Origin of the sequence: Streptomyces sp. CA-142005 (assembly GCF_050942335.1) — a bacterium.
Lineage (GTDB): Bacteria > Actinomycetota > Actinomycetes > Streptomycetales > Streptomycetaceae > Streptomyces.
Genome location: NZ_CP192078.1, coordinates 3,202,300 through 3,220,184, shown reverse-complemented (window position 1 = coordinate 3,220,184; position 17,885 = coordinate 3,202,300). Strand labels below are relative to the sequence as shown.

The 17,885-nt window shown below is 68.9% G+C and carries 17 protein-coding genes and 1 riboswitch; of the genes, 14 read left to right on the top strand and 3 right to left on the bottom strand.

Annotation, left to right across the window (positions count from 1 at the left end):
* The first annotated feature begins 157 nt into the window (after window positions 1–157).
* From ctaC to ACQPXS_RS15270, 4 genes are all read left to right on the top strand, one after another.
* Window positions 158–1,117, top strand: a complete 960-nt coding sequence (ctaC, locus tag ACQPXS_RS15285) for an aa3-type cytochrome oxidase subunit II (RefSeq protein WP_351798588.1) — start codon at window positions 158–160, stop codon at window positions 1,115–1,117.
* Window positions 1,114–2,847, top strand: coding sequence for an aa3-type cytochrome oxidase subunit I (ctaD, locus tag ACQPXS_RS15280; RefSeq protein WP_433449761.1), 1,734 nt, complete (start codon window positions 1,114–1,116; stop codon window positions 2,845–2,847). Before ctaC ends, ctaD begins: the two co-directional genes overlap by 4 nt.
* Complete coding sequence (locus tag ACQPXS_RS15275) at window positions 2,844–3,242, top strand: cytochrome c oxidase subunit 4 (RefSeq protein ID WP_351798592.1); 399 nt, start codon at window positions 2,844–2,846, stop codon at window positions 3,240–3,242. The genes ctaD and ACQPXS_RS15275 overlap by 4 nt, the downstream gene beginning before the upstream one ends.
* 165 nt (window positions 3,243–3,407) lie before the next feature.
* Complete coding sequence (locus ACQPXS_RS15270) at window positions 3,408–4,670, top strand: Ig-like domain-containing protein (RefSeq protein ID WP_433449758.1); 1,263 nt, start codon at window positions 3,408–3,410, stop codon at window positions 4,668–4,670.
* 104 nt (window positions 4,671–4,774) lie between these two features.
* Here ACQPXS_RS15270 and ACQPXS_RS15265 read toward each other — a convergent pair whose 3' ends face one another.
* Entirely contained in the window at window positions 4,775–5,176 is a 402-nt protein-coding gene (locus ACQPXS_RS15265) for a hypothetical protein (RefSeq protein ID WP_351798598.1), read from the bottom strand.
* Between the two features lie 166 nt (window positions 5,177–5,342).
* On the opposite strand from ACQPXS_RS15265, the gene ctaE reads away from it, so the two are divergent.
* The 6 genes from ctaE to ACQPXS_RS15235 all read left to right on the top strand — a co-directional run bounded on the left by ctaE (window position 5,343) and on the right by ACQPXS_RS15235 (window position 12,443).
* Window positions 5,343–5,963 (top strand): aa3-type cytochrome oxidase subunit III, encoded by a 621-nt coding sequence (gene ctaE / locus ACQPXS_RS15260; RefSeq protein ID WP_153534828.1) that lies wholly within the window; start codon window positions 5,343–5,345, stop codon window positions 5,961–5,963.
* A gap of 63 nt (window positions 5,964–6,026) precedes the next feature.
* Window positions 6,027–6,839, top strand: coding sequence for a cytochrome bc1 complex diheme cytochrome c subunit (gene qcrC / locus ACQPXS_RS15255; protein WP_356304852.1), 813 nt, complete (start codon window positions 6,027–6,029; stop codon window positions 6,837–6,839).
* Entirely contained in the window at window positions 6,836–7,894 is a 1,059-nt protein-coding gene (qcrA, locus tag ACQPXS_RS15250; protein WP_433449757.1) for a cytochrome bc1 complex Rieske iron-sulfur subunit, read from the top strand. Before qcrC ends, qcrA begins: the two co-directional genes overlap by 4 nt.
* A complete protein-coding gene (gene qcrB, locus ACQPXS_RS15245; protein ID WP_433449755.1) occupies window positions 7,891–9,528 on the top strand; it encodes a cytochrome bc1 complex cytochrome b subunit in 1,638 nt (545 codons plus the stop codon). Before qcrA ends, qcrB begins: the two co-directional genes overlap by 4 nt.
* A gap of 119 nt (window positions 9,529–9,647) precedes the next feature.
* Window positions 9,648–10,712, top strand: coding sequence for an anthranilate phosphoribosyltransferase (gene trpD / locus ACQPXS_RS15240; RefSeq protein ID WP_351798609.1), 1,065 nt, complete (start codon window positions 9,648–9,650; stop codon window positions 10,710–10,712).
* 75 nt (window positions 10,713–10,787) lie between these two features.
* Window positions 10,788–10,904, top strand: a riboswitch (SAM riboswitch).
* Between the two features lie 162 nt (window positions 10,905–11,066).
* Entirely contained in the window at window positions 11,067–12,443 is a 1,377-nt protein-coding gene (locus tag ACQPXS_RS15235; RefSeq protein ID WP_433449754.1) for an aminotransferase class V-fold PLP-dependent enzyme, read from the top strand.
* A 52-nt stretch (window positions 12,444–12,495) separates the two neighbouring features.
* Here ACQPXS_RS15235 and ACQPXS_RS15230 read toward each other — a convergent pair whose 3' ends face one another.
* Together ACQPXS_RS15230 and ACQPXS_RS15225 are read right to left on the bottom strand one after the other, a co-directional pair.
* A complete protein-coding gene (locus ACQPXS_RS15230) occupies window positions 12,496–12,777 on the bottom strand; it encodes an Lrp/AsnC family transcriptional regulator (protein WP_351798615.1) in 282 nt (93 codons plus the stop codon).
* On the bottom strand, window positions 12,774–13,517 hold the full coding sequence (locus tag ACQPXS_RS15225; protein ID WP_433449752.1) for a rhomboid family intramembrane serine protease: 744 nt from the start codon (window positions 13,515–13,517) through the stop codon (window positions 12,774–12,776). Before ACQPXS_RS15225 ends, ACQPXS_RS15230 begins: the two co-directional genes overlap by 4 nt.
* Window positions 13,518–13,672: 155 nt before the next feature.
* On the opposite strand from ACQPXS_RS15225, the gene ACQPXS_RS15220 reads away from it, so the two are divergent.
* The 4 genes from ACQPXS_RS15220 (at window position 13,673) to ACQPXS_RS15205 (ending at window position 17,860) form a co-directional block, all read left to right on the top strand.
* A complete protein-coding gene (locus ACQPXS_RS15220) occupies window positions 13,673–13,912 on the top strand; it encodes a hypothetical protein (protein WP_014672226.1) in 240 nt (79 codons plus the stop codon).
* Between the two features lie 42 nt (window positions 13,913–13,954).
* Entirely contained in the window at window positions 13,955–15,298 is a 1,344-nt protein-coding gene (locus ACQPXS_RS15215) for an NYN domain-containing protein (protein ID WP_433449751.1), read from the top strand.
* Between the two features lie 212 nt (window positions 15,299–15,510).
* Window positions 15,511–16,545: an NlpC/P60 family protein gene (locus ACQPXS_RS15210; protein WP_433449750.1), complete on the top strand. Its 1,035-nt coding sequence runs from the start codon at window positions 15,511–15,513 to the stop codon at window positions 16,543–16,545.
* A gap of 286 nt (window positions 16,546–16,831) precedes the next feature.
* Entirely contained in the window at window positions 16,832–17,860 is a 1,029-nt protein-coding gene (locus tag ACQPXS_RS15205; RefSeq protein ID WP_433449748.1) for an NlpC/P60 family protein, read from the top strand.
* The last annotated feature ends 25 nt before the right edge of the window (window positions 17,861–17,885 follow it).

The following is a 17,885-nucleotide window of genomic DNA, read 5'->3' as shown; positions in this document are numbered from 1 at the left end:
AGTTAGTAGGCACCCCTCCCCGCGAACCCCCGGAGGGCGTCGGCTAGGGTTTGGTCCGCATAAACATCCAAACCCCTGCCCGACGCAGGGCGGCGACCGACCAGCGAGAACAAGGCCGCAGCCGACCGCGCGGGCGAGACTCTCGGGAAGGCGCTACGTGAGTCCCAACGGCTCCGACCGCTCGCCGCGGCGCCCGATGCGGCGGAAGCTGCTGCAGGCAATGACCGCGGGCCTGGTCCTGGCGACCGCAACCGGTTGCACATACAAGGACTTCCCCCGCCTTGGCATGCCCACCCCGACCACGGAAGAGGCTCCGCGGATCCTCTCCCTGTGGCAGGGCTCCTGGGCTGCCGCGCTCGCCGTCGGCGTGCTGGTGTGGGGCCTGATCCTGTGGAGCGCCATGTTCCACCGGCGCAGCCGCACCAAGGTCGAGGTACCTCCGCAGACCCGGTACAACATGCCCATCGAGGCCCTGTACACGGTGGTCCCGATCATCATCATCTCGGTGCTCTTCTACTTCACGGCCCGGGACGAGACGAAGCTCCTCAGCCTCGACAAGAAGCCCGACGTCACGGTCAACGTGGTCGGCTTCCAGTGGAGCTGGGGCTTCAACTACGTCGCGAACGTCCCCGGTGTCTCCGGCGACGCCAAGACCGACAAGAACCTGAACGCCATTCCGGACCGGTTCAAGAACCAGTTCCCGGCGAACGCCGGCGGCGTCTACGACGTCGGTACGCCGGGCACGCGGAACCCGCAGACCGGCAACCCCGGTCCGACGCTCTGGCTGCCCAAGGGCCAGACCGTCCGCTTCATCCTCACCTCGCGTGACGTCATCCACTCCTTCTGGGTGGTGCCGTTCCTCATGAAGCAGGACGTCATCCCGGGCCACACCAACGCGTTCCAGGTGACGCCGAACCACGAGGGCACCTTCCTCGGCAAGTGCGCCGAGCTCTGCGGCGTCGACCACTCCCGGATGCTGTTCAACGTGAAGGTCGTCTCCCCGGCGGCGTACCAGAAGCACCTCCAGGACCTCGCCAAGAAGGGGCAGACCGGTTACATTCCCGCCGGCATCGCGCAGACGAGCCACGAGAAGAACCGGGAGACGAACAACCTGTGAGCATCCTCAACGAACCCCAGGGTGCCGCGGCAGCTGACGGCGCGTTCGCGGACGAGCTGCCGGTCAGGCGCAAGCAGCCCGGCAGTGTCGTGGTGAAGTGGCTGACGACCACCGACCACAAGACGATCGGGACGATGTACCTCGTTACGTCGTTCGCGTTCTTCCTGATCGGTGGCGTGATGGCGCTGCTCATGCGCGCCGAGCTGGCCCGGCCGGGCCTGCAGATCATGTCGAACGAGCAGTTCAACCAGGCGTTCACGATGCACGGCACGATCATGCTGCTGATGTTCGCGACGCCGCTGTTCGCCGGCTTCACGAACTGGATCATGCCGCTGCAGATCGGCGCGCCCGACGTGGCGTTCCCGCGGCTGAACATGTTCGCCTACTGGCTGTACCTGTTCGGCTCGACCATCGCGGTGGGCGGCTTCCTCACCCCGGACGGGGCGGCGGACTTCGGCTGGTTCGCCTACTCGCCGCTGTCGGACGCCGTCCGCTCCCCGGGCGTCGGCGCCGACATGTGGATCATGGGTCTGGCCTTCTCCGGCTTCGGCACCATCCTCGGTGCGGTCAACTTCATCACCACGATCATCTGCATGCGCGCCCCGGGCATGACCATGTTCCGCATGCCGATCTTCGTGTGGAACGTGCTGCTGACCGCCGTGCTGGTCCTGCTGGCCTTCCCGGTCCTGGCGGCCGCGCTGTTCGCCCTGGAGGCGGACCGCAAGTTCGGCGCGCACGTCTTCGACGCCACCAACGGCGGCGCCCTGCTGTGGCAACACCTCTTCTGGTTCTTCGGCCATCCAGAGGTGTACATCATCGCCCTGCCGTTCTTCGGCATCATCTCCGAAGTGATCCCGGTGTTCTCCCGCAAGCCGATGTTCGGCTACATGGGCCTGATCGCCGCGACCATCTCCATCGCCGGTCTGTCCGTGACCGTGTGGGCCCACCACATGTACGTCACCGGCGGCGTGCTGCTGCCGTTCTTCTCCTTCATGACGTTCCTGATCGCGGTGCCGACCGGTGTGAAGTTCTTCAACTGGATCGGCACCATGTGGAAGGGCTCGCTGTCCTTCGAGACCCCGATGCTCTGGGCCGTCGGCTTCCTGATCACCTTCACGTTCGGTGGTCTGACCGGTGTCATCCTGGCCTCGCCCCCGATGGACTTCCACGTCTCCGACTCGTACTTCGTGGTGGCCCACTTCCACTACGTGGTCTTCGGTACGGTCGTGTTCGCCATGTTCTCCGGATTCCACTTCTGGTGGCCGAAGATGACCGGCAAGATGCTGGACGAGCGCCTCGGCAAGATCACCTTCTGGACGCTGTTCGTCGGCTTCCACGGCACCTTCCTGGTCCAGCACTGGCTGGGCGTGGAGGGCATGCCGCGCCGTTACGCCGACTACCTGGCGGCCGACGGCTTCACGGCCCTGAACACGGTCTCGACCATCAGCTCCTTCCTGCTGGGCCTGTCGATCCTGCCGTTCCTCTACAACGTCTGGAAGACCGCCAAGTACGGCAAGAAGGTCGACGTCGACGACCCCTGGGGCTACGGCCGTTCGCTGGAGTGGGCGACGTCCTGCCCGCCGCCGCGGCACAACTTCCTCACCCTGCCGCGGATCCGCAGCGAATCCCCGGCGTTCGACCTGCACCACCCTGAGATCGCAGCGCTCGAGCAGCTCGCGCACAGCGGTCACGGCACCGCCATCGCGGGCAGCAAGGAGGCCGGCAAGTGAAGATCCAGGGCCGGATGTTCATCTGGCTGAGCTTCTTCCTCCTGATCATGGCCATCGTGTATGGCGTGTGGTCGAAGGAGCCGGCCGGTACCACCGCACTGTTCCTGGCCTTCGGCCTGAGCGTCATGATCGGCTTCTACCTGGGCTTCACCGCCCGGCGGGTCGACGCGGGCGCCCAGGACGACAAGGAGGCCGACGTCGCGGACGACGCGGGCGAGCTGGGCTTCTTCAGCCCGCACAGCTGGCAGCCGCTCATGCTGGGCTTCGGCGGTGCGATCGCCTTCCTCAGCATCGCGGTCGGCTGGTGGCTGATCTACTTCTCCGCCCCGTTCATCGTGGTCGGTCTGTTCGGCTGGGTGTTCGAGTACTACCACGGTGAGAACCGCACCCAGTAGCACCCGCGTGCACGCACCGGAAGCCCGGACCCTTGTTCAGCAGGGTCCGGGCTTCCGGCTTTTGCGCAGGTCACAGCGGGTGCCTTCGTACGTTTGCCGCAGTGTCGGTCGCCCGGACGGGTTACCCGCCGCGCCGATGAGGGCAGTGCCTCATAGCGTGATGGTATGAACCACACTCCGCGGACCCGCACCGTCGTCAGCTGCGCCCTGCTGGTGACCGCGCTCGGCGCGTGCGTCACCGCCTGCGGTTCGGACGGCGGCAACCCACTGTCGGCCAAGCCGTACGACGCGGCGGACATAGTCTCCTTCAACGGCCCCACCGAAGCGGGGAAGCGGGCCGATCCGGACAAGCCCCTGGAGATCACCGCCGAGGGTGACGACAGCATCACCGACGTCACCGTCCAGGACTCCGCAGGGCGCTATGTGGCGGGCGAACTCGCCGCCGACGGCAGCAGATGGCACAGCACCGCCCCGCTGGCCGCCAACACCCACTACACGGTCGCCGTGAGCACCGAGGACGACGACGGCGCACCCGGCCGCAAGGTCTTCGCGTTCGACACCAGCCGGCCCAGCAGCAAGAAGCGCCTGACCGTCACCTTCGGGCCGAAGTCGGGCCAGTACGGCGTCGGCCAGCCCATCACCGCCCAACTCGACCAGGCGGTCAAGGACAAGGCGCAGCGCGCCATCGTGGAGCGCGCCCTGCGGGTGGACTCCACGCCGGCCGTGCCGGGCTCCTGGTACTGGGTCAGCGACAAGGAACTCCACTACCGGCCCCAGGAGTACTGGCCCACCCACACCACCATCACGGTGCACAGCAACCTGGACGGCATCAAGATCAGCGACCGGCTGTGGGGCGGCAAGTCCAAGCCGGTCAAGCTCACCATCGGCGACCGGATCGAGGCCGTCACCGACGCCGCCGCGCACCAGCTGACGTTCTACAAGAACGGCCAGGACATCAAGCGGATCCCCGTCACCACCGGCAAACCCGGCTACGACACCCGCAACGGCATCAAGGTCGTCCTGGAGAAGGCGTACGTCGTCCGCATGCGCGGCACCACCATCGGCATCGCCGCGGGCAGCTCCGACTCCTACGACCTGTCGGTCTACTACGCCACCCGGGTGACCTGGTCCGGCGAATACGTGCACGCCGCGCCCTGGTCCGTGGGCTCACAGGGCTACGCGAACGTCAGCCACGGCTGCACGGGCATGAGCAACGGCAACGCCCAGTGGTTCTTCGACAACATCCACCAGGGCGACATCGTCAAGGTCGTCAACTCCAACGGCCACCAGATGGAGGACTTCGGCAACGGCTTCGGTGACTGGAACGTCGACTGGACGAAGTGGCGCAAGGGCAGCGCGCTGACCAACGGCAAGGCCGACAGCCCGTCCGAGGCGGACACGGTACGCCTCCAGCCGGCGGCGCTGTAAACGCCCTGAAGGGGCGCGGGACTGGCCGATACGCGGCTGCGCCGCGTGGGCGCGAGAAGGACCCACGGACCCGCTCTCGCGCACGGACACGGCGCCCCGGGCCGCTAGGCGCTCAGCAACCTCTTCTGACGGAGCAGGGAGGCGAGGGCCGAGGAGAACTCCACGGGATCCACCGGCAAGGTGACCGCGGCGTCCGCCCGGCTCCACGTCGCCAGCCAGGCGTCCTGCGGCCGCCCCATGAGCAGCAGCACCGGCGGGCAGTTGAACACCTCGTCCTTGATCTGCCGGCAGACCCCCATGCCGCCCATCGGCACGGCCTCACCGTCCAGCACGCACACGTCGACACCGCCCTTGTCCAGCTCACGCAGCACCGCCTCGGGCGTCGCGCACTCCAGGAACTCGACCAGGGGCACGTCGGGAGCGGGCCTGCGGCCGGTCGCCAGCCGTACTTGCTCGCGGGTGTTGGAGTCGTCGCTGTAGACCAGCACCGTGGCGGTCGGCTGCATTGTTCCTCCGGGACGTCAGCGTCGTACGGACGGGACGGACAAGGCCGTTCGGGCGGAGCTTACTCCCGTGGAAGTCCCCATGAACACCACGTCAACACCGGTTCGGCGGGCAGCAACACTCCGAACGGCACCCCCCGGAGTGAGGGCGGGATAAGCGACCGACATAATGTCGGTCGTGGCGACAGCAACGACAGTAGAAACCGGGCACGCGCACCCGTCGGTCAACCGGCCGAACCTCACCAGCGTCGGAACCATCATCTGGCTGAGTTCCGAGCTGATGTTCTTCGCGGCCCTCTTCGCGATGTACTTCACCCTGCGATCGGTGACGGGTCCGGCGCACTGGAAGCACATGGCCGATGCGCTCAATGTGCCCTTCTCCGCGACGAACACCACGATCCTGGTGCTCTCCTCGCTCACCTGCCAGCTCGGCGTGTTCGCGGCCGAGCGCGGTGACGTGAAGAAGCTCAGAGGGTGGTTCATCGTCACCTTCATCATGGGTGCGATCTTCATCGGCGGTCAGATCTACGAGTACACGAGCCTGGTGCGGGACGAGGGCATCTCGCTCTCCTCCGACCCCTACGGCTCGGTGTTCTACCTGACCACCGGCTTCCACGGCCTGCACGTGACGGGCGGTCTCATCGCCTTCCTGCTGGTCCTCGGCCGCACCTACATGGCCAAGAGGTTCACCCACGAGCAGGCGACCGCCGCCATCGTCGTGTCCTACTACTGGCACTTCGTCGATGTGGTCTGGATCGGCCTTTTCGCCACGATCTACCTGATCAAGTAGCCGGGACCGGCTCCCGCACATCCAGAAGCACCGACGCAGAAGATCCTGACACCGGGGTAATCCGTGAAAAAGCTCTCCGCACGACGACGCCATCCGCTGGCGGCGGTCGTCGTCCTACTCCTCGCGCTGGCGGCCACTGGGGGGCTGTACGCCGCGTTCGCACCCGCGGGCAAGGCGCAGGCCGATGATTCCGCCCAGTCTCTGACCATCCAGGAGGGCAAGAAGCTCTACGAGGTCGGCTGCGCCAGCTGCCACGGCACCGGTGGCCAGGGCTCCTCCGACGGGCCGAGCCTGGTCGGCGTGGGTGCCGCGGCCGTCGACTTCCAGGTCGGCACCGGCCGTATGCCGGCCGCCACCTCGCAGGGCGCCCAGGTCCCGCGCAAGAAGGTCGTCTACAACCAGACGCAGATCGACCAGCTCGCCGCGTACATCGCCTCGCTGGGCGCCGGCCCGAACGTGCCGACCAAGGACCAGTACGGCCCTGACGGCGCGGACATCGCCAAGGGTGGCGAGCTGTTCCGCACCAACTGCGCGCAGTGCCACAACTTCACCGGCAAGGGCGGTGCCCTGACCAAGGGCAAGTTCGCGCCGACCCTCGAGGGTGTCGACCCGAAGCACATCTACGAGGCCATGCAGACCGGCCCGCAGAACATGCCGTCCTTCCCCGACACCACGTTGTCCTCGAAGAACAAGAAGGACATCATCGCGTACCTGCACGCGGTCGACAGCAGCGAGACGACGAACCCCGGCGGTCTGGAGCTGGGCGGCCTCGGGCCGGTCAGTGAGGGTCTGTTCGCCTGGATCTTCGGTCTCGGCGCACTGATCGCCGTCGCCGTCTGGGTCGCCGCTCGGACCGCAAAGGCCAAGAAGTCATGAGTAGCCAAGACATTCCAGAAGAGAACCTGCCCGCTGAGCAGGACCACGCGCGCGGCGCGGTGGGGATCGCGGACGAGGAGAACCCGTTCGCCGACCCGGGGCTGCCGCCCCACGAGCACCGGATCCAGGACATCGACGAGCGGGCCGCCAAGCGGTCCGAGCGCACGGTCGCCCTGCTGTTCACGGTGTCGATGCTGGCCACCGTCGGCTTCATCGTCTCGTACGTGACGATCCCGCACGACCAGAGCATCTTCGTCTTCCCGATCGGGCACCTCAGCGCGCTGAACTTCGCGCTGGGCCTGACCCTCGGCGCGGCGCTGTTCTGCATCGGCGCGGGCGCGGTCCACTGGGCCCGCACCCTGATGTCCGACGTCGAGGTCGCCGACGAGCGGCACGCCATCGAGGCCCCGGCCGACGTCCGCGCGAAGGTCCACGCGGACTTCCGGCAGGGCGCCAAGGAGTCGGCGCTCGGCCGCCGCAAGCTGCTGCGCAACACGATGTTCGGCGCGCTGGCCCTGTTCCCGCTCTCCGGCGTCATGCTGCTGCGCGACCTCGGTCCGCTGCCCGGCACCTCGCTGCGTCACACGCTGTGGGCCAAGGGCAAGCGTCTGGTCAACATGAACACCAACCAGCCGCTGCGCCCCGAGGACGTCGCCGTCGGCTCCCTCACCTTCGCCAAGCCCGACGGGCTGGAGGAGACGGACGAGGAGTTCCAGACGGAGATCGCCAAGGCCGCGCTGATGATCGTCCGGCTGCAGCCCGGCAACATCAAGGACAAGCGCGAGCTCGACTGGTCGCACGAGGGCATCGTCGCGTTCTCCAAGATCTGCACCCACGTCGGCTGCCCGATCTCGCTGTACGAGCAGCAGACGCACCACGTGCTGTGCCCGTGCCACCAGTCCACCTTCGACCTCACCGACGGTGCCCGAGTGATCTTCGGCCCCGCCGGCCACGCCCTGCCGCAGCTGCGCATCGGTGTGGACAGTGAGGGTTACCTCCAGGCGCTCGGCGACTTCGAGGAGCCCGTCGGTCCTGCATTCTGGGAGCGCGGATGAGTACTGCTGCGAACGAGACGCCCCGCTCTCGCGGGAAGGCCCCGGCCGGCGAGCGTGTCGCCGACTGGGCCGACGGCCGGCTCGGGATCTACTCCCTGGCCAAGGCCAACATGCGCAAGATCTTCCCCGACCACTGGTCGTTCATGCTGGGTGAGGTCTGCCTCTACAGCTTCATCATCATCATCCTCACGGGTGTCTATCTGACGCTGTTCTTCCACCCGTCGATGAACGAGGTGGAGTACCACGGCAGCTATGTCCCTCTGCAGGGACAGCTGATGTCCGAGGCGTTCAACTCGACCCTGCACATCTCCTTCGACGTGCGCGGTGGTCTGCTCATGCGGCAGATCCACCACTGGGCCGCGCTGATCTTCCTCGCCGGCATGTTCGTGCACATGATGCGCGTGTTCTTCACCGGCGCGTTCCGCAAGCCGCGTGAGATCAACTGGCTGTTCGGCTTCCTGCTGTTCGTCCTCGGCATGTTCACCGGCTTCACCGGTTACTCGCTCCCGGACGACCTGCTCTCCGGCACCGGTGTCCGCTTCATGGAGGGCGCGGTCCTGTCCGTGCCGATCGTCGGCACGTACCTGTCGTTCTTCCTCTTCGGCGGTCAGTTCCCCGGTCACGACTTCGTCGCCCGGTTCTACTCGATCCACATCCTGCTGCTGCCGGGCATCATGCTCGGCCTGATGGTGGGCCACCTGATCCTGGTCTTCTACCACAAGCACACGCAGTTCGCGGGTCCCGGAAAGACCGAGAAGAACGTCGTCGGCATGCCGCTGCTGCCGGTGTACATGGCCAAGGCCGGAGGCTTCTTCTTCCTGGTCTTCGGTGTCATCGCGGCCATCGCGGCGGTCGCCCAGATCAACCCGATCTGGGCCATGGGCCCCTACCGTCCGGACCAGGTGTCCACCGGCGCCCAGCCCGACTGGTACATGGGCTTCTCCGAGGGCCTGATCCGCTTCATGCCGGGCTGGGAGATCAACCTCTGGGGCCACACGCTCGTCCTGGGCGTGTTCATCCCGCTGATGATCTTCCCGCTGGTGCTGGCGGCGATCGCGGTCTACCCGTTCATCGAGTCCTGGGTCACCGGCGACAAGCGCGAGCACCACATCCTGGACCGCCCGCGCAACGCCCCGACCCGCACCGGCCTCGGTGTCGCGTGGATGACGCTGTACCTGCTCCTGCTGGTCGGCGGTGGCAACGACCTGTGGGCCACGCACTTCCACCTGTCGATCAACGCCGTGACCTGGTTCGTCCGGATCGGGTTCTTCGTCGGCCCGGTCATCGCTTTCCTCATCACCAAGCGGATCTGCCTGGGCCTGCAGCGCCGCGACCGCGACAAGGTGCTGCACGGTCGCGAGACCGGCATCATCAAGCGCCTGCCGCACGGTGAGTTCATCGAGGTGCACGAGCCGCTCAGCCAGGAGCAGCTGCACACCCTCACGGCTCACCACCAGTACGAGCCGGCCGAGATCGGCCCGACGGTCGACGAGAACGGTGTCGAGCGCAAGGTGCCGGCCTCGGAGAAGTTCCGGGTGAGGCTGTCCAACGCCTACTACGGCGAGGACAACCAGATCCCGAAGCCGACCGTCGACGAGTACAAGGAGATCACGAGCGGCCACGGCCACCACTGATCCCCGCGTCGCCACGCCACGCTGATGGGCCCCGTCCGGCTTACGGACGGGGCCCTTCGCCGTGTCCGGGGGTGGATAGGCTGGGATCACACTGTTTCTCACGACACCAGGAGCGGCTGATGAGCGCTGTGACCCCCGCTGGAGGCGACACCGCGGCGGGCCGTTCCTGGCCCGAGGTACTGAACGCCCTGCTGGAGGGCCGGGACCAGAGCGCGGACGCCACGGCATGGGCGATGGACCGGATCATGCGCGGGGAGGCTACGGACGCGCAGATCGCGGGATTCGCCGTGGCCCTGCGCGCCAAGGGCGAGACGGTGGAGGAGATCACCGGGCTCGTCCGCGCGATGTACGCCCACGCGAACGTCATCGAGGTGCCGGGGGAGACCGTCGACATCGTCGGCACCGGTGGTGACGGTGCCAAGACGGTGAACATCTCCACGATGTCCTCGATCGTCGTCGCCGGCACCGGCGCGAAGGTCGTCAAGCACGGCAACCGGGCCGCGTCCTCGGCGTCGGGGGCGTCGGACGTGCTGGAGAAGCTCGGCGTCAATCTGAACCTCCCGCTGGAGCGGGTCCCGCAGGTCGCCGAGGAGGCCGGGATCACCTTCTGCTTCGCGGTGAAGTTCCACCCGGCGCTGCGCCATGTGGCCGCCGCCCGTGGCCAGTTGGGGATCCGTACGACCTTCAATGTCCTCGGTCCGCTGACCAATCCGGCGCAGGTGCGCGCCCAGGCCGTCGGCGTGGCGGATCTGCGGATGGCCCCGATCGTGGCGGGCGTCCTCGCCGAGCGCGGCAACTCCTCCCTGGTCTTCCGCGGCGACGACGGCCTGGACGAGCTGACGACGACCGCCACCTCGCGGGTCTGGGTCGTCCGGGACGGCAAGGTCACCGAGCAGACCTTCGACCCGAGGGACGTCGGCATCGAGCTCGTCCCCGTTGAGGCCCTGCGCGGCGCGGACGCGTCGTACAACGCGGAGGTCGCCCGCCGCCTGCTCGACGGTGAGACAGGGGCCGTACGGGACGCGGTGCTGCTGAACTCGGCGGCGGCGCTCGTCGCGCTGCGGCCCACGGACGCGCCGCTGACCGAGCAGCTGCGGGACGGGATGGCGCTGGCGGCCGAGTCGATCGACTCGGGTGCGGCGAAGCGGACGCTGGAGCGGTGGGTGGCGGCGAGCAACGCCTAGCGCCCACCGGGGATCGTCCCGCGATCCGGACTCGGGTTGCGGGACGACGATCATTTCCCGTACGTTCCTGTACCAGGTCATGAGTGACAGCCATTCGGCCCCGGCCGGCTGTCCGGCAACCCTCCGTCCGTGGCGGGGTGCCCCGGGTGAGGACCAGGCCGTAGGCAGCGAGGTCTACGGCAAGCGCGGACCCCTCGCGCGCCGCTGAGAGCGCGGGACCAGGGGTCCTGGTCATCGAGGGAGCCTTCCGTGAGCAAGCGAATGCGATAGGGCCGCCGAGCCCCGCCTCCGCATCCCCCTTTTCTCTTCTTTCCGTACGCCGTCTTCGGCGTACGTTCTCACGGGAGTCCACCCATGTCCGTCTTCACCGCTGCCTCCGGCCAGTCCGTTTGCTCCCCGCTGCCCGTTCTGGGCCGGGATGTCACCGTGCCGCTCGTCACCGGCGGCGAGGTCACCTACGCGGCCCTCGACTACGCGGCCAGCGCCCCCGCCCTGCAGCGCGTCTGGGACGACGTGGCCGCCTACGCGCCGTATTACGGCAGCGTCCACCGGGGCGCCGGCTACCTCTCGCAGCTGTCCACCGACCTGTTCGAGAACGCCCGCAGGACGGTCGCCGAGTTCCTGGACTGCCGCCCCGACGACCAGGTGATCTTCACGCGGTCCACCACGGATTCCCTGAACCTCCTGGCCCGGGCCCTCCCGGCCGGCTGCCAGGTCTTCGTCTTCGAGACCGAGCACCACGCCTCGCTGCTGCCCTGGCAGGACGCCCAGGTCACCTACCTCGACGCCCCGCGCACCCCGGAGCAGGCCGTCGCGACCCTGGAGCGGGCCCTCGCCGACCGCACGGTGTCCGTGGAAGGGGGGCACGGCCCGGCCCTGGTCTGCGTCACCGGCGCCTCGAACGTCACCGGCGAGCTGTGGCCCGTACGGGAGCTGGCGGCGGCCGCCCACGCGCACGGCGCCCGTATCGTCCTGGACGCCGCCCAGCTGGCCCCGCACCACCCCGTGTCCGTCCGTGACCTGGACGTCGACTGGGTCGCCTTCTCGGGCCACAAGCTGTACGCGCCCTTCGGCTCCGGTGTCCTGGCCGGCCGCGCCGACTGGCTGCGCGCGGCCGAGCCGTACCTCGCGGGCGGCGGGGCCAGCCGTACGGTCTCCCGGCGGCAGGACGGCGGCGTGGACGTGGAGTGGCACGAGAGCGCCGCGCGGCATGAGGCGGGGTCGCCCAACGTGATCGGCGCCTACTCCATCGCCTCGGCCTGCAAGGCGCTCACCGAGGCCGGCTGGGACACCCTGGTCGCGCGCGAGCGGCACCTGATCGCCCGGGTCCGCGCGGGCCTGGCCGAGGTCCCCCAGGTGAAGGTGCTGTCCCTCTTCGGCGACGACGCCCCGCGCGTCGGCGTGATCTCCTTCGTCGTCGAGGGCTGGAACAGCTCCCACTTCGCCGCGGCCCTGTCCGCCGAGTACGGCATCGGCGTCCGCGACGGCCTCTTCTGCGCCCACCCCCTGGTCCGCACCCTCCTCGGCACCGACCCCCAGACCCAGGGCGAATGCGGCGCCCCCGAGGCCCAGCCGGGCGAGAAGTCCCTCAACGCCATCCGCGTGAGCTTCGGCGCCGGCACCCCGGACGAGCACGTCGACCGCTTCGTCACCGCGGTCCGGGAACTCGTGACCGAGGGCGCGAAGTGGACGTACCGCACGGAGGACGGCCGCTGCGTGCCGGCGGTGTGATCAGTACCCGGGAGGGGGCGCGGGGGACGGCGTGGGCGACCGGGGGCGAACCCTAGTTGTCCAGGCCGATCGAGAACGCGGCCTCCAGGTCGTGCTGCGAGTACGTCCGGAACGCCACATGCGTGTCCGTGCCCTCCACACCGGGGATCTTGCTGATCCGGCCGGGGATGACATCGGCGAGATCGTCGTGCTGCCGTACCCGGACCATCGCGATCAAGTCATACGTGCCGGTGACGGAGAAGACCTCGCTCACCGACTCCAGCGAAGCGATCTGCTCCGCGATCTCGGGGATCCGGTCCACGCTGGTCTTGATCAGGACGATCGCGGTGATCACGGCTGGTTCTCTCCCTCGGGTGCCGGAGCTGGGGCGCACTTCACTCTAGTCGTACGGCTGTACCGGACCCATGCGTAGCCGAAGCCCAGACCGAAGCCGACGAGGTGCGCCAGATACGCCACCCCGGGCCCCTCTGAGCTGTGCTCCGCCGCCGCCCACTGCAGCGCCGCCCAGAACGGCAGCACGATCCACGCGGGAAACCGCAGTGGCAGGAAGAACAGGAACGGCAGAAGACTGGTGACACGGGCGCGCGGGAACAGGTAGAGGAACGCTCCGAGAACCGCCGAGATCGCCCCGGACGCGCCCACCAGCGACTGGTCGGAGGCGGCGTTGGCGGCCGCATATCCGAGCAGGGCGAGATAGCCGCAGCCTACGAAGAAGAGGGTGAACTCGACCCGGCCCATCCGTTCCTCGGTCATCGCGCCGAAGACGAAGAGGAAGAGCATGTTGCCGAGCAGATGCACCCAGCTGCCGTGCACGAACAGGGCCGTCGCGGGGGTCAGGGCCTCCCGCACCGGCCTGGCGAACAGCTCGGCCGGAACCACGCCCCAGCGCCGGAAGTACGCCCGCTGTGCGGCCTGCAGGCCGTCCCCGGAGCCGTATGCCGGTGTCAGTCCCGAGGCCGGACCCAGGACGAAGAGCAGGCAGCACAGGACGATGAGGCCGTACGTCATCGGTGCTGAGGTGCTCCGGACCGCTCTGAAGGCCCTGCCGGCCGCCCTGCTCCACTGGCTGATCATGAATACAGAGCATGACGTAACGGGACGCAAGCGGACAGACCGCCTCGCCGCCGCGAACGGACCAGCGGCGAGTTGCCGCCAGGCCGTAGGGTTACGGCCACACGCGTCGGCCGGCGGCGCGGCGAGCGACTACGAGAAGGAAGCGGACAGCCACGATGACGGTTCCCCTGCCGACCGCCACCACCCGATGGCGCTGCACCCTGTGCGGCAACCTCACCCGGTTCGACGTGACGCGTTCCTCGAAGGTCGTCGAGTACGTCCACCTCGATCTGGCCGGGGAGCCGACCGTGGAGGAGCGCGAGGTGGTCAGTGAGACCATCGAGTCGGTGCGGTGCCGCTGGTGCAACGCGGTGGACCAGGTGGAACTCGTGGACAGGCCGGGCGCCGGCTCCTGAGCGGAGCGGCCCCGAAGAAGTTGAAGTAGTGGGGTGTGACGGATGGTGGAGACCACAGGCGGGGGGCCGGGCGACGGCACCGCCGAGGTGCTTGACCGTCCGCTGCCCGACGGGGTGCGCCGGAAAGTCGTCCAGATCATCTCGGACGGCTTCGGCGCTCTGACCGTCTCGGAACTCCCCGCCCAGCTGAGGCAGTACGCCCGGTTCACCCCCAGTCGCCGGGCGAAGTTCGCCGGGAACGCCATGGCGGCGGCGCTGGAGACCGATGCGCTGTTCCGGCAGCGGATCGGGGAGAAGTTCAGAGAGGCGCAGCCGGAACTCGCCGGCGCACTCGACTCCGGCTCGCCGCTCCCGGCCGCGGACCCGCTCGACGTGGCGGCCGCGGCCTACGTACTGCGCCCGACGGGCTGGGTGAAGCTGGTCACGGCGGCCGGCGAGGAGGTCCAGCGCGCGGACGCCGAACGCGCCGACGAGGAGAACCGGGCCGAGCTGGAGCGGCTGCGCGCCGAGCTGGCCCAGGCCCGCGAGCACACCCGCGCCGAGAGCGAACGGCTGCGTACGGAGCTGGAGTCGGCGAAGAAGGAAGCGGAGTCGCTGCACCGCAAGCTCCGGGCCGCCCTCAGCGACGTCAAGCGGGGCGAGGCCGCCCTGCGCAAGGCCCACGGCGAGATGGACGCCGTACGCGCCGAGGCGCACCTGCGGGTGTCGGCCGCCGAGAGCGAGTCCCGCCGGCTCAAGGCCCGGCTCGGCGAGGCGGAGTCCGCGCTGGAGGCCACCCGCCGCGCCGCCCGCGAGGGCCGCAGCGTGGAGGACATGCGGGTACGGCTGCTGCTCGACACCCTGCTCGACGCGACCCAGGGCCTCAGGCGCGAACTCGCCCTGCCGCCCGTGTCCGTACGGCCCGCCGAGACCGTGGACGCGGTCGAACCGGGACGAATGACACCGAAGGACATCGCGGCGCGCGCCCTGTCGGAGAACGATCCGGCCATCCTGGACCAGTTGCTGGCGCTGCCGCAGGCGCATCTGGTGGTCGACGGCTACAACGTCACCAAGACCGGCTATCCGCAGATGCCGCTGGAGAAGCAGCGGCTCCGGCTCCTCGGGCAGCTCTCCGCGCTCGCCGCGCAGACGGGCGCCGAGGTGACCTGTGTCTTCGACGGCGCCGAACTGGCCGCCCCGGTGCTTCTGGCGCCGCCGCGCGGCGTCCGGGTGCTGTTCTCGAAGCCGGGCGTCACGGCCGACGAGCTGATCCGGCAGCTCGTGCGCGCGGAGCCGCCGGGCCGTCCGGTCATCGTCGCCTCCACCGACCGGGAGGTGGCCGACGGGGTCGCCAGGGCGGGTGCCCGTCCGGTCGCCTCTGCGGTGCTTCTCAAGCGACTGTCCTGAAGGTCCAACGGGCATACGTAATGCCCGAATTGAGTTGATCATCGCGCAACGTAGTGTCAACCGCGTCTCACCGCATGTGACTTGTGTGCAAAGAATGCATTGTGTGACGAGGTTTTTTGGTGTGAGGATTTGAACTGATCACAAGTGGGTCACTAGGGTCAGGCCTCGAACCTCCGAACGGGTGATCACTCACAAGAAGGAGTTCGTCCTCCGTGGCGTCCCACCGTCGACCCAAGCAGCAGAGTCGCGCTCGCGTGACCGTGCTGACCACCGCAGCCGCCGCCGCCGTCGTCCTGAGCGCGAACGCCGCCAACGCCGCGCCGAGCCAGAAGCTCACCAAGGACCAGGTCAAGGCCAAGGTCGACAAGCTCTACGAGGAGGCCGAGCAGGCCACCGAGAAGTACAACGGGGCGAAGGAGAAGCAGCAGAAGCTGCAGAAGGAAATATCCACGATCCAGGACAACGTCGCCCGCGGTCAGCAGGACCTGAACAAGCTGCGCGACGGCCTGGGCTCGCTGGCCACCTCGCAGTACCGCTCCGGCGGCATCGACCCCTCGGTCCAGCTCTTCCTGTCCTCCAACCCGGACGACTTCCTCGACAAGGCCTCCACGCTGGACCAGTTGAGCGCCCAGCAGGTCGACGCGCTGAAGAAGATTCAGGACAAACAGCGCGAACTCGCCCAGGAGCGTGCGGAAGCCGCCGACAAGCTCAAGGACCTCTCCTCCACGCGCACCCAGCTGGAGCAGAAGAAGAAGGAAGTCCAGGGCAAGCTCGCCGACGCCCAGAAGGTCCTCAACACCCTGACGGCCAAGGAGAAGGCGGACCTGGCCGCCCAGCAGCAGCGCGCCGACCGCTCCGCCAGCGCGCGTGTGAACCTCGGCGACGCCCCGCCCGCCTCCGGCCGTGCCGGGGCGGCCTTCTCCGCCGCGCAGAGCAGGATCGGCTCGCCGTACGTCTACGGCGCCTCCGGCCCCTCCTCCTTCGACTGCTCGGGCCTTACCTCCTGGGCCTACGCCCAGGCCGGCGTCTCCATACCGCGCACCTCCGAGGCGCAGGCCAACATCGGCACCCGGATCTACGACCAGAGCCAGCTCAAGGTCGGCGACCTGGTCTTCTTCTACGGCGACCTGCACCACGTGGGCCTGTACGCGGGCAACGGCCAGGTGCTGCACGCCCCGCACACCGGTGCCGTGGTCCGCTACGAGGCGATGTCCGACATGCCCTTCCAGTTCGGTGTCCGGGTCTGAGGCACCTGGCACAACACCCCCGCGAAACCGGGTCCGACACCCGCGCGATCGCGCCGGAAACGCTCACGCGGGGGCGCCCGAACGGGCGAATCCCCTGGACCGGAACTGACTCCATGCCCCGCCACTGACCTGGGTCAGCGGCGGGGCGTCACCGTATGTCGCCCCCACGGCCGTTGGTCCGGCCGCTCGCGCACGGCTACTGTCTGCCGCGTTTCCCCGGCGCCGGGGCCTCCCCGTCCCCAGGCGCCGGGGAAGCGGTCTTACGTCCGCCAGCAGAAGGACTGCCGTGGGGTCTCATCGCCGCTTTGCCTCCTCCGGATTCGACCGGGGCGCCGCCGCCCTGTGCGTCCTGTCGGCCACGGCCGCCGCGCTCGGCGCCGTACCGGCGCACGCGGTCCCGCACACCGACACCCGTGCCGAGGTGGACCGGCTCTACCAGGAGGCCGAGCAGGCGACCCAGGCCTTCGACAAGGCCCGGGAGCGGGCCGGCACGCTGCGCCGCGAGGTGCGCGACGCCCAGGACCACATCGCCCGGCAGCAGCAGCGCATCAACTCCCTGCGCGAGCAGCTCGGTTCGCTGGCCGGCGCCCAGTACCGCGCGGGCGGCATCGACCCGGCCGTGGCCCTGCTGTTGTCCGACGACCCCGACGACTATCTCGACAAGGCGTCCACCCTCGACCGCATCACCAGCCAACAGGCCGGGCAGCTCCGGGAGTTGCAGTCCGCACTGCGGGAGCTCGCCCAGGAGCGCGCGGAGACGGCCGGGAAGCTCGCCGAGCTGGAGAGCAGCCGCAAGGCCGTGGCCGCGCACAAGCGGACCGTGGAGAAGAAGCTCACCACGGCCCAGAAGCTGCTCAACACGCTCCCGGCCGCCGAGCGCGCCGCGTTCGGCCGGGCCTCGCGCTCCGACGGCTCCGGCCGCATGGACCTGTCCTACCTGTCCGACCTGACCGGCGCCGCCGCCCCCGACACCCGCGCCGCCGCCGCGGTGGCCGCCGCCCGCTCCGCCCTCGGCCGGCCGTATGTGTGGGGCGCGAGCGGCCCCTCCGGCTTCGACTGCTCGGGCCTGATGCAGTGGTCGTACGCGCACGCCGGCATCCAGCTGCCGCGCACCTCGCAGGAGCAGCGCTTCGCCGGCCGGCACGTCCCGCTCTCCCAGGCCCGCCCCGGCGACCTGGTGATCTACCGCTCGGACGCCAGCCATGTGGGGATGTACGTGGGCAACGGCCAGGTCATCCACGCCCCCTATCCGGGCGCCGCGGTGCGCTACGACCCGGTCGGGATGATGCCGATCTCCTCGGTCACCCGTCCCTGAACGAGCCCGGCGCCGTTACGATCGG

Bases quoted from the DNA above. Each gene is read 5' to 3' on its own strand.
- ACQPXS_RS15270 (WP_433449758.1), top strand. From the start codon at position 3,408: ATGAACCACACTCCGCGGACCCGCACCGTCGTCAGCTGCGCCCTGCTG.
- ACQPXS_RS15265 (WP_351798598.1), bottom strand. From the start codon at position 5,176: ATGCAGCCGACCGCCACGGTGCTGGTCTACAGCGACGACTCCAACACC.
- ctaE (WP_153534828.1), top strand. From the start codon at position 5,343: ATGTCGGTCGTGGCGACAGCAACGACAGTAGAAACCGGGCACGCGCAC.
- qcrA (WP_433449757.1), top strand. From the start codon at position 6,836: ATGAGTAGCCAAGACATTCCAGAAGAGAACCTGCCCGCTGAGCAGGAC.
- qcrB (WP_433449755.1), top strand. From the start codon at position 7,891: ATGAGTACTGCTGCGAACGAGACGCCCCGCTCTCGCGGGAAGGCCCCG.
- trpD (WP_351798609.1), top strand. From the start codon at position 9,648: ATGAGCGCTGTGACCCCCGCTGGAGGCGACACCGCGGCGGGCCGTTCC.
- ACQPXS_RS15235 (WP_433449754.1), top strand. From the start codon at position 11,067: ATGTCCGTCTTCACCGCTGCCTCCGGCCAGTCCGTTTGCTCCCCGCTG.
- ACQPXS_RS15225 (WP_433449752.1), bottom strand. From the start codon at position 13,517: ATGATCAGCCAGTGGAGCAGGGCGGCCGGCAGGGCCTTCAGAGCGGTC.
- ACQPXS_RS15220 (WP_014672226.1), top strand. From the start codon at position 13,673: ATGACGGTTCCCCTGCCGACCGCCACCACCCGATGGCGCTGCACCCTG.
- ACQPXS_RS15215 (WP_433449751.1), top strand. From the start codon at position 13,955: ATGGTGGAGACCACAGGCGGGGGGCCGGGCGACGGCACCGCCGAGGTG.